General features: G+C 54.9%; 16 protein-coding genes and 2 pseudogenes. 6 read left to right on the top strand and 12 right to left on the bottom strand.

Annotated elements, in window-relative coordinates:
- Positions 1-768: 768 nt before the first annotated feature.
- From ACSZO4_RS20525 to ACSZO4_RS20510, 4 genes are read left to right on the top strand one after another with little or no spacing between them, the layout of a single operon-like run.
- Positions 769-1,980: a SpoIIE family protein phosphatase gene (locus ACSZO4_RS20525; RefSeq protein ID WP_437890931.1), complete on the top strand. Its 1,212-nt coding sequence runs from the start codon at positions 769-771 to the stop codon at positions 1,978-1,980.
- Positions 1,981-1,985: 5 nt separating this feature from the next.
- Entirely contained in the window at positions 1,986-2,567 is a 582-nt protein-coding gene (locus ACSZO4_RS20520) for a SiaB family protein kinase (protein ID WP_437890930.1), read from the top strand.
- The gene (locus ACSZO4_RS20515) at positions 2,560-2,976 is read left to right on the top strand and encodes a DUF1987 domain-containing protein (RefSeq protein ID WP_437890929.1); all 417 of its coding nucleotides are present in this window, start codon (positions 2,560-2,562) and stop codon (positions 2,974-2,976) included. The genes ACSZO4_RS20520 and ACSZO4_RS20515 overlap by 8 nt, the downstream gene beginning before the upstream one ends.
- The gene (locus tag ACSZO4_RS20510) at positions 2,970-3,734 is read left to right on the top strand and encodes a GGDEF domain-containing protein (protein ID WP_437890928.1); all 765 of its coding nucleotides are present in this window, start codon (positions 2,970-2,972) and stop codon (positions 3,732-3,734) included. The genes ACSZO4_RS20515 and ACSZO4_RS20510 overlap by 7 nt, the downstream gene beginning before the upstream one ends.
- Positions 3,735-3,742: 8 nt before the next feature.
- Here ACSZO4_RS20510 and ACSZO4_RS20505 read toward each other — a convergent pair whose 3' ends face one another.
- The 6 genes and pseudogenes from ACSZO4_RS20505 to nac all read right to left on the bottom strand — a co-directional run bounded on the left by ACSZO4_RS20505 (position 3,743) and on the right by nac (position 8,287).
- A complete protein-coding gene (locus ACSZO4_RS20505) occupies positions 3,743-4,477 on the bottom strand; it encodes an amino acid ABC transporter ATP-binding protein (protein ID WP_437890927.1) in 735 nt (244 codons plus the stop codon).
- Positions 4,474-5,244, bottom strand: coding sequence for an amino acid ABC transporter permease (locus tag ACSZO4_RS20500; protein ID WP_437890926.1), 771 nt, complete (start codon positions 5,242-5,244; stop codon positions 4,474-4,476). Before ACSZO4_RS20500 ends, ACSZO4_RS20505 begins: the two co-directional genes overlap by 4 nt.
- Positions 5,245-5,249: 5 nt before the next feature.
- Positions 5,250-5,945, bottom strand: a pseudogene (locus tag ACSZO4_RS20495) (amino acid ABC transporter permease).
- Positions 5,946-5,967: 22 nt separating this feature from the next.
- The gene (locus ACSZO4_RS20490; RefSeq protein WP_437890925.1) at positions 5,968-6,720 is read right to left on the bottom strand and encodes an SDR family oxidoreductase; all 753 of its coding nucleotides are present in this window, start codon (positions 6,718-6,720) and stop codon (positions 5,968-5,970) included.
- A 122-nt stretch (positions 6,721-6,842) separates the two neighbouring features.
- Complete coding sequence (locus ACSZO4_RS20485) at positions 6,843-7,250, bottom strand: acetyl-CoA carboxylase biotin carboxyl carrier protein (RefSeq protein ID WP_437890924.1); 408 nt, start codon at positions 7,248-7,250, stop codon at positions 6,843-6,845.
- Positions 7,251-7,363: 113 nt separating this feature from the next.
- On the bottom strand, positions 7,364-8,287 hold the full coding sequence (gene nac / locus ACSZO4_RS20480; RefSeq protein WP_437890923.1) for a nitrogen assimilation transcriptional regulator NAC: 924 nt from the start codon (positions 8,285-8,287) through the stop codon (positions 7,364-7,366).
- A 354-nt stretch (positions 8,288-8,641) separates the two neighbouring features.
- Between nac and ACSZO4_RS20475 the strand changes: the two genes are divergently transcribed.
- Positions 8,642-9,844 (top strand): pyridoxal phosphate-dependent aminotransferase, encoded by a 1,203-nt coding sequence (locus ACSZO4_RS20475; RefSeq protein WP_437890922.1) that lies wholly within the window; start codon positions 8,642-8,644, stop codon positions 9,842-9,844.
- Between the two features lie 65 nt (positions 9,845-9,909).
- Here ACSZO4_RS20475 and ACSZO4_RS20470 read toward each other — a convergent pair whose 3' ends face one another.
- The 6 genes from ACSZO4_RS20470 to ACSZO4_RS20445 all read right to left on the bottom strand — a co-directional run bounded on the left by ACSZO4_RS20470 (position 9,910) and on the right by ACSZO4_RS20445 (position 14,304).
- Entirely contained in the window at positions 9,910-10,467 is a 558-nt protein-coding gene (locus tag ACSZO4_RS20470) for a helix-turn-helix transcriptional regulator (RefSeq protein WP_437890921.1), read from the bottom strand.
- Between the two features lie 80 nt (positions 10,468-10,547).
- Positions 10,548-10,772, bottom strand: coding sequence for a hypothetical protein (locus ACSZO4_RS20465; protein WP_437890920.1), 225 nt, complete (start codon positions 10,770-10,772; stop codon positions 10,548-10,550).
- 242 nt (positions 10,773-11,014) lie between these two features.
- Positions 11,015-11,785: a 5-oxoprolinase subunit PxpA gene (locus ACSZO4_RS20460; RefSeq protein WP_437890932.1), complete on the bottom strand. Its 771-nt coding sequence runs from the start codon at positions 11,783-11,785 to the stop codon at positions 11,015-11,017.
- A 9-nt stretch (positions 11,786-11,794) separates the two neighbouring features.
- The gene (locus ACSZO4_RS20455; protein ID WP_437890919.1) at positions 11,795-12,778 is read right to left on the bottom strand and encodes a biotin-dependent carboxyltransferase family protein; all 984 of its coding nucleotides are present in this window, start codon (positions 12,776-12,778) and stop codon (positions 11,795-11,797) included.
- Positions 12,775-13,464 carry a 5-oxoprolinase subunit PxpB gene (gene pxpB, locus ACSZO4_RS20450; RefSeq protein WP_437890918.1) on the bottom strand — a complete coding sequence of 230 codons (690 nt, stop codon included), beginning with the start codon at positions 13,462-13,464 and terminating at the stop codon, positions 12,775-12,777. Before pxpB ends, ACSZO4_RS20455 begins: the two co-directional genes overlap by 4 nt.
- A 3-nt stretch (positions 13,465-13,467) precedes the next feature.
- Positions 13,468-14,304 carry a transporter substrate-binding domain-containing protein gene (locus ACSZO4_RS20445; RefSeq protein WP_437890917.1) on the bottom strand — a complete coding sequence of 279 codons (837 nt, stop codon included), beginning with the start codon at positions 14,302-14,304 and terminating at the stop codon, positions 13,468-13,470.
- A 297-nt stretch (positions 14,305-14,601) separates the two neighbouring features.
- Here ACSZO4_RS20445 and ACSZO4_RS20440 point away from each other — a divergent pair.
- Positions 14,602-14,994 (top strand): annotated as a pseudogene (locus tag ACSZO4_RS20440) (DMT family transporter); the annotation flags it as partial.
- Between the last annotated feature and the right edge of the window lie 74 nt (positions 14,995-15,068).

Genomic DNA, 15,068 nt, shown 5'->3' with positions numbered 1-15,068 from the left:
ACACGGTAGCAGTGTACCCGCCTGGTGGCGGGTAACTGAAGTGACTTTAAACATACAAGGGTTAGGGTGAGGGGAAACATACAGCTGTAGTGGTTATCCCGTTCACCTCATGTTCAGTGCTTCTCTGTTGCCACACAACCGGTGAACGTGCCAGGGCAGTTCAAGCGCCACCGCCCTGGCGACCCGGGCTCTGGCTAAGAAAATCGCCGCTGACGCGGTACACTCAGCATACTCCTTCAGGCTAATCGGGGACGGGCGGAGGTAACCTCCCTGTAAATCCGCCCTCGCCGCGCGTCCATGCGCGGCGCCCCGGCCTTACGGATACGCTTCGTCGATTTTCAGCCGGTTAGGGTCATCGCTGTTGCTGTTTTATTCTCATAACGCCATATTTTCGCTGAAAAACATGATATTAGTGAGGATCCTCAGCCCCAGGGGGAAAGGGAAAACCGCACTACTCCTCCCCATACAAACTTTTTTAAATGTTGCACTAAATTTGGGGTTGATAACTTAGATGATAAAGATTATCTTTCTCATTACCGAATAGTTGAGTGAATCACTCAGGTATTTGGTACGACATTGCTCACATTGCTTCCAGTATTATTTGCCCGCCACTTAGTGCGGGCTTTTTTTTTGCCTGTGCAATGCGGCCAAAGTTTGCCTTTGGGAACAATAATATCTCGTAGTGATTATCTGTAAGCCATTGAAATAAAAACGCAACAATCAGTCTTTATCCTAAGATTATTCTTATTGTGGGACGATAGCAGAATCATGGACTTACCTCTCTCATCGCGACAGCTTAATGCCAGCGTTCTGCGTATTGCAGTTCCTCACGTTACTGCGGATGCCAATAATATTCAGGTGATGGCGTTGTTCAATGAACATAAGTCACTGATTGGCCTGCCGGTTCTTGAGCAAAACAGACCGATCGGCATGATCAACCGACATATTTTTCTCTCGCAGATGAGCCGTCCGTTCTTCCATGAACTCTATGATCTGAAAAGCTGCATCGCGTTTATGGATAAAACGCCGCTGATTGTTGATGCCAGCGCCAGCCTGGATTTCCTCGCTGAACGGGTGATTGAGACCGGGGATAAAGCCATCACTGAAGGCTTTATTCTGACCGAAGAGAGTCAGTACATCGGCATTGGCCTGGGTCTGGATTTGATTCGCACAGTCTCTGACCTGCAAGCAAAGCAGCACCAGCAAATTATGCAAAGCATTGAGTATGCGAGGGTTATCCAGGAGTCGATGTTAAGTCGTTCCCGCCAGAGCATTGAACAAACCCTCACCGACTGGTGCCTGTACTGGCACCCGCGTGATTGCGTCGGGGGCGATATCTACGCCTTTCAGCCTTGCGAAAACGGCTGGTTGCTGGTGCTTGCAGACTGTACCGGTCACGGCGTCCCCGGCGCCTTTATGACTTTTATCTTCGCTTCCGCACTGGAAAAAGCGCTCAGTCTGGCCCCGGCAGATGAGCCTGAACGTCTGCTTGCGGTGATCAATGACTATATCAAGCAGACCCTGAGCCAGGTGCACCCGACGGCGGACGCCGGTCAGTCCAATGATGGTTGCGACGCCATCGTCCTGTTTGTCGATACACGTAATGAGCAGCTCATCTGGTCCAGCGCCCGCATGCATGCCTTTATGCTCGGCGTGGATGATGAAGACGTCTATACCCTGGAGAGCGACAGAAAGGGCATTGGCTACACCGATACCCCTGCCGATTATCAGTGGCATCGCCATCAGCGCCCGTTACGCTCCGGCGATCTGTTGCTGCTGGTTACCGATGGCGTGACGGATCAAATTGGCGGCGCACGCGACATTATGTTTGGAAAAAAACGTATTCAGTCATTGTTAAGCGAGCAGCGTGGGCTGCCGATGCCGACGGTTTCCGCAGCGCTTGAGCGCGCCTTAACCGAATGGCAGGGCAAGCAACCCTCTCGTGATGATATGACGTGGTTTGGTTTTAGCTGGCGATGAACACCATGAAAATAAGCGACCTGCAGGTCAAAGAAGCCGTTCTGTTACCCCTTTTTACGCTCCAGCGCCAAAGCGCCGTGGAGCTTTTTTACACCGGATATTTTTCACAGCAGCACATAGTATCGATGGGCGGCGTGATCCGCAGTTGGCTGGATAAGCATGAAACCTCATCGGTAACCCGCCGCAAACTGTTCTCCGTCTTTATTGAGATGGGGCAGAATATTGTGCGCTACTCCTCTGACGAGCGTTTTATGTGCACCGGCCAGGATGAGTTACGCTTTGGTTCCCTGTGTTTTCATACCGATCACATGAACTATTATCTCGAAACCGCCAACCTGGTCGGTCCGGAAGAATCCTCACTGCTGCAAACAAACCTTGAAGTGTTGCGCACCATGACCCAGGCACAAATTCGTGATGCCTGGAAACAGGGTCTGCGTAACGACGCTCCGCCGACCAGTAAAGGGGCCAATATCGGTTTGTTAACCATGGCGCGGGATACCAACGCACCGCTGGAGTATCGCATTCATCCCCTGGCGGCCAGCTCCCTGTCCGCCTTTCATCTAAAGGCGACTTTTTGCCATGACTGAAATGACACTGACCTCTTCCATTGAGCTGGCCGCCACCCAGGCCACGCCAGAAGTGAATTTCGATTTTTCATCGCAGCGTCTGGTCCTGAAGGGTGAAGCCTGGCCTGAGAATGCCGCCGCGTTTTTCCGCCCGCTGTTACAGGCGATCGAAAGCTGGCTGCAGAATAAACCGGCCGCCAGCGAGCCCGTCCGGCTCCACGTTGCGCTGAGTTACTTTAATAGCTCCAGCACCAAGATGCTGTTTGAGCTGTTTGAATGCCTGAACGGTTTCGCCAAAAACGGCACCCACTGTGAGCTTTACTGGTACTACGACGCAGAAGACGATATTTCCGAGGAATTCGGTGAAGAGTTACGTATCGACTTCACTTCTCTGGCTGTCTTTCTCATCGCGGATCTCAACGAATGCTAGATATTAACGAGCTTTTCAAGGATGAATATAGCGTACTCGAAGATGCCCGACTGGCGACTGCGAACGCCCACCTTCCCGCCGATGACTGCCGCGAGAAATTGTGGACGGTGGCGAAACACTATCAGCGCCTGATCCGCGAATCCTACCGCCTGATCACCCGCAGCGATCGCGCCGAGCGTGAACTCAACCGGATGAACGAACAGCTACAGCAGCTGGCCGCCCAGCTCGAGTATGAAGCGACCCACGATCCTCTGACCGCGGTGTATAACCGCAGCGCAATCATTAATCAAATCAATAAGTCGCTGACCCAGGCCAACGTAGCGCTAATCCTGCTCGACATCGATCATTTCAAACGTATTAATGATGAATACGGCCACCCGACCGGTGACCGGGTTATTTGCGCGCTGGTGTCGCGTATTCGCCGCGCCCTGCCATCAGGCGCCGCCATTGGCCGGGTCGGCGGTGAAGAGTTTACGATCCTGTTGCCGGATGCGCGCATTGAAGAGGCGATGATTATCGCCAGCTATATCCACTCCTCCCTGAATGCCTCGCCGCTGGATGTGCTGCCCCAGCAGCTGGTCACCGCCAGCTTTGGCGTCAGCCTTGGGGCAAAAGACAGTGATTTTGAGACCCTGTACAGCGCCTCAGATGCCGCACTCTATATGGCGAAAAAACGCGGGCGAAATCAGGTTGTGCTGCATGAAGATTTCTTTCGCCCGCCGGTTTCCCTGCGTGCCGATCCGGCCCAGGCCTGTTAGCGCCAGCCTCAGTTTCGCAGGTCGCTTAAAAAGCGCTGGGCGCGGGGGTGCTTCGGCGCCCGGAAAAATTGCTCAGGCGTTGCTTTCTCCAGAATTTGCCCCTGATCCATAAACCAGATGGTATCGGCCACGTCGCGGGCAAAATGCATTTCGTGAGTGACGCACATCATCGTCATCCCCTCCTGCGCCAGCGAGCGCATGACGCTCAGAACCTCCCCCACCATCTCAGGATCCAGCGCCGACGTGGGTTCATCAAACAGCATGACGGGCGGTTTCATCGCCAGCGCGCGGGCAATAGCTACACGCTGCTGTTGCCCACCGGAAAGCTGAGCCGGGTAAGCATTCGCCTTGTGGGACAATCCCACCCGCTCAAGCAGTTCCCCGGCATGCTGGCGCGCCTGCGCACGCTTGATGCCCAGCACTTTCACTGGCGACATCATGATGTTCTCCAGCACGGAGACATGGGGAAACAGGTTAAAATTCTGGAACACGAAACCAATGCGGGTACGCAGTTGATTAAGCCGGGTGCTACTGCCGTGAATGTCCATGCCGTCAAACAGGATCTGCCCCTGCTCAATGGGCTCCAGACGGTTAACGGTGCGAATCAATGTCGATTTGCCTGAACCCGAGGGGCCGCACACCACCACCACTTCACCCGCTTTCACTTCAGCAGTCAGGTTGGTCAGCGCCTGGTACTCGCCGTACCACTTGTTGACCTGGTTAAACAAAATCATCGGGATCATGATGTTTCCTTATTGAAATTGCGGTTAGCAAAGAACGCAGCGCCGTCGGGGGCTTCCTGTGCAGGCGCGGAGGTATTGAGCCGCTTGCTGACGATCCCACGTTCCAGTCGGTTTGCCAGCCACGTCAGGCTAAAGCAGATGAGGTAATAGCTCAGGGCGACGATGGCGAAGACCTGAAAGGGTTTGGTTAACAGCTGATTGCTGACCTGGTTGGCGGCATAGGTCAGTTCCGGGACGTTAATCACATAGCCCAGGGTGCTGTCTTTGATGATCGACACCAGTTGGCTGACCAGGCTGGGCAGAGCATTAAATAAAGCCTGGGGTAAAATCACCAGCCGCAGAGTTTTCAGATGGCTCATGCCAAGCGCTCTGGAGGCCTCATACTGGCCAGATGGCAAAGCCTGAACGCTGCCGCGCACAATCTCGGCGATATAGGCGCTCTCATAGAGAACCAGGGTGCAGAGCATGGTAGAAAAGCCGCTGATATTTTGCCCGATCAGCAACGGCACGCAGAAGTATGTCCAGAAGACCACCATCATCAGCGGAATGCCGCGCAGAGTGTACACCCAGCAGGCTGCGGGCCAGCTTAACCAGCGCCAGGGGGAGATCCGCGCCAGCCCAACCAGCACGCCGAGTGGGAAAGAGAGCACCACCGCCAGCAGTGAGAGAACCAGCGTGCACAGCACTCCGCCAAGCGGCCCGTTCGGGTATTGTCCCATCAGGAACAACATCCCGTGATCCTGCAAAATGGTAAAAACATCAAACATGGTAATTACCTCGCGTAGACGCGTTGAAAGTGGCGGCCTAACAGCGCGCCCAGACCCATTAACAGCAGCGACATCGCCAGATACCCGGCGGTGCCAATCGCGTAGGCTTCAAAGGTACGAAAGGTCTGGTTTTCAATATCCCGGGTGACATAGGTCAGCTCCGTCACCCCAATCACCATCGCCAGACTGGTGTTTTTAAACAGCAGCACCGTGTGGTTGATAAGCGCAGGCAGCGCATTGCGGATCCCCTGGGGCAAAATCACCGAGCGCATTGCCCGCATATAGCCCATCCCCAGCGCCCTGGCGGCCTCATTTTGCCCGTCAGGAATGGCGCGCAGGCCGCTGCGGATGTCTTCCGAGAAGTACGCCGCCTGGCATAAGCCGAGGGCAAACATCGAAAACAGAAACTCAGCGTTGAAATCGTTGATCCACATCTGCACCGACTCCGGCAGCAGCGTTGGAATGGCGAAATACCACATCATCAACTGAATAAGCGTGGGCACATTGCGATGGTAAGAGACGTAAGCGGCCACCAGCCGCACCGCGATGCGGTTTTCCGACAGGCGTATCACCAGCAAGGTGAGTGCGATAAACATCGCCAGCAGCTAGGCGCCCAACGCCAGCTCCAGGGTGATGGTCGCGCCACGCACGATCATCTCGCCTGAACTGCCGGTTAACACGGTACTAAAATCGAGCGCCATCATAAGCCTCCGGTTAATCCCCTCAGGCCAGGTTTTCGCCTGGTCGCATGGTGGACAGCCCACCCGGTACCTGCAACGTGGGCAGAACCTCAATGTTGCTGATGTTCACCGCAACAGGCGCGCTGAGGGCAAAGGCCACGCAGTCAGCAATATCTTTTGCCTGCGGCAGCTCAAAGCCATCAATAAATTGCTTATGGGCTTCTTCATGATTGCCGGAGACATTGCCGAAAATATCCGTTGCCACCCTGCCTGGGCAGATTTCGGTGATCCGCACCCGTTTGCCGTAGCAGTCCACACGCAGCTGGCGCGACAAAGCATGCACCCCCGCTTTGGTGGCGTGATAAATAGAATTGCCGTTGAAGTTGTAGATGGCGGCAATCGAGGTAATGTTAATCACATGGCCACGGTCGCGGGCCATCATCCCCGGCACCACCAGGCGGCAGAGATGCAGCACCGCACGCAGGTTGACATCCACCTGGGTATCAATGGCCTCTTCATCGGCGCTCAGAATGGAACCTGGTCGCGAGACGCCCGCATTGTTCACCAGAATATCGACCTGTAACTCACTGCATAAACGGGTCACGGCGTCGAGGTCGGCGACATCCAGCGCATGGGGAATACAGCCGGTACGGTCAGCAAGGGCCGCCAGTTGCTCATGGCGGCGGGCGACCGCATGCACCACGATCCCTTCCTTGCACAAACGCTCAACAATGGCTTCACCCATCCCGGCTGATGCGCCGGTTACCAGAGCGACTTTATAATCTGAAAATGGCATATTGCCTCTCCTGTCAGGACGTCGGCTGTCAGCGCCGCGTCGTATTTAGTGCGTATTTTCGACTCTATTCAGTAATGTCTTTGCGGTATAAGACATAAATGGTTTGAGGCGATAAGGGTGACTTATAATCCTGGATGAACGGGGCTATCACTTTGAATTTGCGCAATTTGTGTTGCAAACTCCACGCTATCGCCATCGCTAATCGAAAGGGAAATGAGCCTGCCGGAGACGGGGCTTAGCACCGGTAAATAGGCAACGCCCATTTTGATAAGCGCCAGCACATTTCCTGTTTTTACCGGTGCGCCCGGCGCGATAAAATTTTGCTCAAGCAGCGGGTGGCGCAAGAAAACCCGTCCAGGCGCGGGCGAATGCACGGGCGTTAAAGGCGGTGTCGCGTCCGGCGACGGCAATACGGGGGGCGTGGCTGACGTGGTCATTCGTACTGACCAGTCTTTACCAGCCAGCGCGATATGCGAAATCGTTGTGGCGCGCAGGCTCTGCGCCAACTGCTCTAATTGCTGGAGAGTCACTGTTTTGTCTTTCCTGTCCGCTAACGTCATCGGTGAATATCTTTCTTCACTCTATCCCGGCGACTCTCCGGGCCCGTAAGAGGGTTTCGCTTTGCGGTAATAAGACAGACTTATTAGCTCACCAGGGTCAACGGACGGTTATCCGGCGTGCGGCTGGCCATCAGTGACAACAAAATAGATTTCACCGCCTCAGCAGGCTCGGAGAGCGGCAGATGATCCGAGATACAGAACGACAGGGAAGCATGCACGTCCGGGGCAATGATTTTTGCCATCCACGACTCAGAGGCTTTCAGCATCGCGCGGGCGGCGGATTCGGGCATGATGGTACATCCCAAACCTGCGGCCAGGGCGGCGTTCAGCGTGGTTTGCGATTCAATTTCGCAGGCCACCTTGTAAGTCAGCCCCTCTTTCACAAAGGCGTCATCCACCACCTTGCGCATGATGTTATAGATGCGCGGCAGGAAGAGGTCATAGCGCGCCACATCCGCGAGGGCAATCTCCTTGACCGGTTTTTCAAGGCTGTTCGGGCAGACAAAGCACAGATGCTCTTTCATCAGCGGAATAAAACGCAGGCCATGAATATTGCGGTTATCGTAAATCACCGCCATGTCCATTCGCCCGTTCATAATGAGCTCGCTTAAGGTGGTGCCAAAGTTCTCATTGAAGTAGAGCACGATGCCAGGATGCAGGCGCTGCACCTCTTTCATTAGCGGGATAGCCAGTTGTTGCGCGGCGGTGCCGGGAGCCAGCCCGACGGAAACATCGCCACAGAGCTCCATGCCGGAGCGATCAATAGCGCTTTGCGCCTGGGCGCACTGGCGCATAATCGCCTGCGCATGGGTATAGAGAATGTTGCCTGCGGTGGTCGGGGTCACGCCGCGTTTGGTGCGGATCAGCAGTTGCTGATTAACCTCCCCTTCGAGGGTCGCCAGCTGTTGGCTAAGCGCGGGCTGAGCAATATGTAAAATATCCGCCGCCTGGGTCAGACTGCCCACATCGACAATTTTAATGAAATATTTCAGACGACGCAGATTCATGACTTTTCTCCACTGGTGGCTTTATCATCAATAAAGCAATGGATGTGCCAGTTCTGGACTCTGCGTCTTTTATCTATCCACATAAGCAACTTATGGCGTTATTGCCCCCAATTGCGGTTCCCGACGGGCAAAGCCGCACAGATGCGCGTTTTAAACGCACCAGCAAAGTGCAATACCTCAGGTTTTTGCATCACTCTGGTTCCTGCGCCAGATTCAGTCATTACTTTGTATTATGTCACCACAACAAAGCAGTATTAGCTCCCGGCCAGACCCCTTCCCTATCCTTTTCTGGTAACACCCACGCCAGCCGTGCTTGCACGCGGTCTTTGCTGAATCTACCGGAACACCTGTGATATGCCTGAAATAGCCGATCGACTTAAAAATATAGCCATCTCAGCTTCTGTTGCGATGACGCAAAAAGCGCGTGACCTTGCCGCGCAGGGAATTGATGTTGTAGGACTCTCCACGGGTGAGCCAGATTTCCCGACCCCGCCCCATGCCATTGAGGCGGCATATGCAGCCGCACTGGCTGGCGACACCCGCTACCCGCCCATCGACGGTACACCCGCGCTGAGGGCGGCGATTGCGCGTAAATTCAAACGCGATAACGGCCTTGATTACGCGGTAAGCCAAATCATTACTGCCGGCGGCGCCAGGCAGATTATCTTTAACGCCATGCTGGCCACCCTCAATGCCGGGGACGAAGTGATTATCCCCACCCCTTCCTGGATCAGTTACGCCGATATTGTTCGCTTTACCGGCGCCGTACCGGTGCCCGTTCCCTGCCATGAAGAAAACGGCTTTAAACCGCTGCCTGCGGATATCGCAGCGGCGGTAAGCAATAAAACCAAATGGCTGCTGCTGAACTACCCGAGTAACCCGACCGGTTCCGTTGCCAGCCGCAGTGAGTTACAGGGCATTGCCGATGTGATGCTGGCGCATCCGCATATCTGGATCCTGACCGATGATATTTATGAACATCTGCTTTATGACGACTGCGAATTCCTGACGATTGCCCAGGTGGAACCCCGCTTATATGACCGGGTTCTGACGGTTAACGGCGTGTCAAAAGCCTACTCGATGACGGGCTGGCGACTCGGTTTTTGCGGTGGCCCTGCGCCCTTGATTAAAGCCATGAGTAATGTGAATACCCAGAACGCCGGGGGCATCGCCACCCTTGCTCAGGCCGCCGCCGTTGCGGTGCTTGATGGCCCACAGGATCTGTTAAAAGAGCGGGCGGCAATTTATCGCGAGCGGCGTGATTTTGTCCTTGGCAAACTGGCGGAGATAACAGGACTGCGCTGCCATAAACCGCAGGGAGCATTTTATCTGTTTGTGAATATCGCCGCCTTTATCGGCAAGACCAGCGCAGGTGGCCGCAGGATTGGCTCAGATGCCGACTTTGTGATGGCCCTGATTGAGGAGCAGTATGTGGTATCGGTGCCGGGTGCGGCCTACGGCATGAGCCCTTATATCCGCCTGTCTTATGCCACCAGCATGGAACGTTTACAGACAGGTTGTGCGCGGCTGGCGGCGTTTTGCGAGGGATGTCGCTGAGGATTATTCTGCGGAACAATCTGCTGCACGGCAGGTTGTTCCTGCCATACCATGGGGATTGAAAGTTATGCGCGTGTTTTACGGCGGCATTCAATCAGTGATGCCGCAATTGATTCAACTTCTGCAAAGTCTTTTGAAGCGCTGGCTCTCAGTGCCAGATTCCATTTACTTAAGACGCGAGCGTTAATAACCAGTTCACTACCCGCTTTTAGTCGCCCGTTCTTTAACAGCCATTCAGCAACGTTAGCCCAATCCCAAAGTGGAGACTGACCTTTAATTCGTTGAACAGGGCAAGGGAAGTCGCCGCCGCCGCGGGTGCCATCTTTCAGCATCGTAATCGCCTGGCGGGACATGTCTGTCATTTCAGCAATATCGCTCAAACCGACAAGGGCAGAATCTACAGATTCAACAATAGCGCCGATTCCGGCTGATTCGATATTTTCAACTGCGGATGCGATAGCCTCATCCAGGGAATCCGCTTCACGGTCGAATTCAAGGTATACAGAGTTTCCGTATGCGCACAGCAGCGCATCATCACAGCCGCTTGCGTACAGCGCATCTTCCAGTCCTTCGACCTCATTGGTTACGCCTGAGAGTGTCAGAGTGAAATTATAAAGCGCCATAATGCCTCTTTTTTATTTAGTATTCAGCGTATTCATTCACTCGGTAAGAAGTGGTTGTCGCCACTCCTTACCGGGCAAAATCAAGGGCAATGCTCTACTTTGCGCCTGATTTGCTTAGCATGGTTCTCCGCATTTCCCGGCGTGGACCATACGCTCATTTGGTGATCCTGGTGCTCACCTTCTGGATTACCACAACGCAGTTTGCAAAAGCAGTGGGCAGAACCGCCCGGTGAAACCCAAACCCAGCCTTTACTCAAAGCATATTCAATGGCTGCTTGAATATACTTGTTCGGATGTTTATTCATTCGCCTCCGACAATGCTATCCTGACACTGGTGTTGACGCTTGTCAACGGAAAATGCAGTTCATCCGTTTATGCCCTCACCCCGTAGTCAAAAGCTGTCTACGGCCAGCTTTTGGCTGGCCCACAGGCTACAAGTCAGCCGCCATTTTCAGCTAAAACTTTCTCAGGAAATTGAGCTTTTCTCGGTGGATATGAATCAGCTTCACAGAATATTGTCGGTGGATCTTCCCGGGACATAACAACCCTATTGCGCCAGCACCTCCGCTGCCGGTGCGACCACCGCGCCGCAGGCCTCAATCTCGCTGCGTACAATCTTCGCCAGCGCCAGGGATCCTGGCGTATCGCTATGGATCAGAATCGAACGGGCGCGCACCGGGAGATGATACCCCTCAACGGTGGTCACCGTACCTTCCTGCAAAAACTGGCGCACACGCCCGCGCACCGCACCTTCTTCTTTGATTACCGCGCCCGGTTTACCTCGTGGCACCAGACGGCCTGCGGCATCGCAGGCACGATCGGCAAGGAACAACGTCAGGCTCGGCAATCCCGTTTTTATTGCCGCCCGCTCAATAATTGTATCGGCCTGGCAAAAAATAATCAGCGTCGGATCAAGGCGATAGATGGCCTGTAGCACCAACAGCGCAAGGGCTTCATCCCGATTGATCATATTGCCCATCGCCGCATGAAAGCTGACATGGGAAACCCTGACCCCTTCGTTTCTGGCGATCGCCGTAATGGCGCCAATCTGATAAACCACCTGCTGGCAAATTTCCTCGGCACTGAACGCCATTTCACGACGGCCAAAACCTTGCTTGTCGGGCAGGCCCGGATGTGCGCCAATGCCCACACCGCGGACTTTCGCCAGCCGCACCATCTGGGTCATCATTGCCGGGTCGCCGGCATGAAATCCACAGGCGATATTCGCCGACGAGACAACCTGCATCAGCGCCTCGTCATCGCACATGCGCCACGCGCCAAAGCCCTCGCCCATATCGGCGTTCACATCTATTTTGATCATCTTGTGTTACCCGTTGATGGTGGCGAAGGAGCGGGAAAAATCCCCCAGTCGCCCCAGCCAGCGCTCAATCGCCTGGCGGGCAACAATGGCCTGCCGGGCGTCGCTGTTGATGAATAAAATGGACTGCCCGGCCTGTAGCTGACCGAGCCGCCAGAGATCTTCTTCAATCACGCAGGCGATTTTGGGGTAACCGCCGGCGGTGTTGGCATCACTGAGTTGAATAATGGGTTCCCCGGCAGGCGGCACCTGCACGATGCCCGGGATCAGGCCATAAGAGCGCATCTCAATGGTTTGTGACGGGAAAATGGGCTCGCCGGAAAGACGATAGCCGGTTCTGTTACTTTGCCGGGAAATTTGCCAGGGCTGACGCCAGAAACGCTGATGATCGGCAGCAAACAAATCGTATTCACCCGAGGGGATCACACGGATCGGCACCACCGCCTCCTGCGCCGGGGCAAAGACCTCGCGCATCGCCAGCTCCGGGGGCTCAATACCCAGCCCTCCGGCCGGTAGCGATGCCGGTGAAGCCATCCCCGCCGTTAGCCTGTCGCCGGGCATCAGCGGTCGCCCGGCAAAACCGCCGAAACTCCCGCGCAGCGCAGTACTGCGTGACCCCAGCACTTCAGGCACGTTTATTCCGTCAGCCACACACAGGTAGCCCCGTGATCCGCTGCGCGGGTAGCGCATCTCCAGCACCTGCCCCTTTTCCACACGACAGCCCCACCAGGGCGGCAGATCGACATCATCCAGCCGTGCGCGGCAATCGGCGCCCGTCAGCGCAATGGCGGTACTCTTGTGAAAGCGCACCCGCAACGGAAAAACCTGCACCTCAATAGCCGCAGCATTGTCGTCGTTGCCAAGCAGAATATTGCCCGCCCGCAACGCCAGGGGATCCATGGCGCCGCTCACCGAGACACCCAGATGACGAAAACCACGGCGACCCAGATCCTGCACCGTGTTCAGCGCGCCGGTACGCTCAATCTCAATCACAGTTCAATCCTTTCGGGTAAAAAGCGGATGCTGTCTCCAGGGGCCATCAGCGCCGGGTTTGCTTTGTTGGGATCAAACACCTCTATCTCGGCATAACCGATCGCATTCCAGCCGTTGGGGCCCGTGAGCACCGACACGCCGGTCTGCGGCCCGCCAATGGTGACCGTGCCTTTAAGCATATTGAGCGAAGGCACTTTTTTGCGCGGCGTGGCAAGTAGTGGATCGAGGCCATGCAGATAACCAAACCCCGGCGCACTGCCCAACGCCACCACGGTGTATTGCCCCTGATGATGGCGACGAATCACCTCCGCCGGGCGCAGGCCGGTGTGACGGCAAACCGCCTCCAGATCGCTTGCCAGCTCACCGCCGTAATGGACCGGGATCTCAATGAGCCGCCCCTGCGGGTGCAGCTCCTGCGCCTGCTGCCAGTATTCGCGCAGGCGACGGGGAAAGGCCCCGACGTCCTCCGGCGTCTGCTTAAGCAGCACGAGCAGGTTGGTCACGCCGGGGATCAGCGATTCGACCTCATCGCAGTGGGAAAGCCTCTGCGCCAGCGACCAGATACGCCGCTGGGCGGCCAGGCTAAAATCGCCCGGCGCTTCCACCAGCCAGGCTCGGCTCCCCATCGTGGAGAGCGTGACATCCGCGGCGAGAGAAACAACGGCCTGGTGCTCTAACCACGCCATGATTTATTCCAGCGGTTCGAATTTGAGGTTTGCCAGGGGCTGGACGCGCTCTTCGCGCACCATTTTGTATTCGGTATTTGGCCCAATCCAGGTGTCCCAGATTTTATCGATGGTGCCATTGTCATCCATGGTTTTCAGCCCCTTGTTGACGGCGGCCAGCAGCGCAGGTTCATCACGTTTCATGCCAATACCAATGGGTTCGAGCGCCATCGGCTCTTTGATCATCGCAAGCTCAACACCGTCTTTTTTGGCCTGAGAGATCATTTTGATTCCGGTCATGGTGTTGGTCACAAAGCCCACCACTTTATTCTGCTCCAGCGCGAGGAAGGCTGATGCGGAATCCTGGAAGGTCACCGCTTTGCCCCCTTTCAGGTGGATGGATTGTTCAGAGGTGGTGCCTTTGGTGGCGCTGATACGTTTGCCTTTAAAGTCTTCCAGGGTTTTATCCGCATTGGCTTGTTTTACCAGCAGCATCTCTTTTGCCACATAGTAAGGGTCGCTGAACTGGATCTGGTTGCCGCGGGTTTTGGTGTAGGCAAGATTGGCGATAAGTACGTCGGCTCGCCCGGTGGCGATAACCGCAATACGGGCTTCGACCGAGGTCGGCACGAGGGTTAATTTCAGCCCCATCTGCTGCGCAAGCGCAGTACAGAGGTCAACATCCATCCCGGCTAACTGGCGGGTTTTTACGTCCGGCGAGGAAAACGGCGGCACATCGGAATAGACCGCACATTTCAAATCACCTCGTGCAGTGATATCCGAAAGAAGATCCGCCTGCGCGCTGGTACAGGCAAGCAACAGCGGTAGCAGAACGGCGGCAGTGCGTTTTTTCGCGGTCATCTTTGTTTTCCCCAAAGTGTTAATTCGTTGAATACATGCTGTTTATCGCCAAATTTTTTTCGGGACGGCGGACCCTGTAATCACGAATATACGGTCTTTGTTTTTGACGGTATAAGAGGGAAACCCTGTAGCGGGATACATAATTTATATGACCGACATCACAATGGATCCCCTGGACTTAGCGATAAGAAAACGCGATTCAACCAGAGGGAATTTATCTTATCACCTGTATTTCCGGGCGTTCTAAGGTAGGTGCTGGTAGCAACCTGTAAGCCGTGAAATCGATAAGGTAAGAGAATGAATGCCAAACTTGGCGTGTTGCTAAAGATCATGTCAGCGCTGTGCGCGACATTAATGCTGGCATGTGTAAAAGGCTTAAATGGCAGCATTCCCACCGGAGAAGTGATATTTTTCCGCTCCTTTGTCGCCCTCTTCCCACTGCTGTTATGGCTCAAAATTCAGGGCAGCATCCTCCAGAGTATTAAAACTAAAAATGTCTTCGGTCATCTGATTCGCGGTTTTTCCGGCACCGGCGGCATGTACTTTAACTACCTGGCGCTGGTTTATATTTCCCTCGCGGATGCCACCGCCATCAGCTATGCCGCCCCGCTCTTTACTCTGGTGATGGCCGCAATGTTACTCAAAGAGCATGTTCATTTTTCCCGCTGGATGGGCGTGGTGGTGGGCTTTAGGGAAGGTGCGATTTAATCGGTGGGGTTCAGTGGAGTCCTTATCTGTATTAGCCTTACCTTAGCTGAGCTGTA

This window comes from Phytobacter sp. V91 (genome assembly GCF_965644225.1).
Classification (GTDB): Bacteria; Pseudomonadota; Gammaproteobacteria; order Enterobacterales; family Enterobacteriaceae; genus CBFFRJ01.
This window is presented reverse-complemented; position numbering and strand designations above follow the sequence as displayed.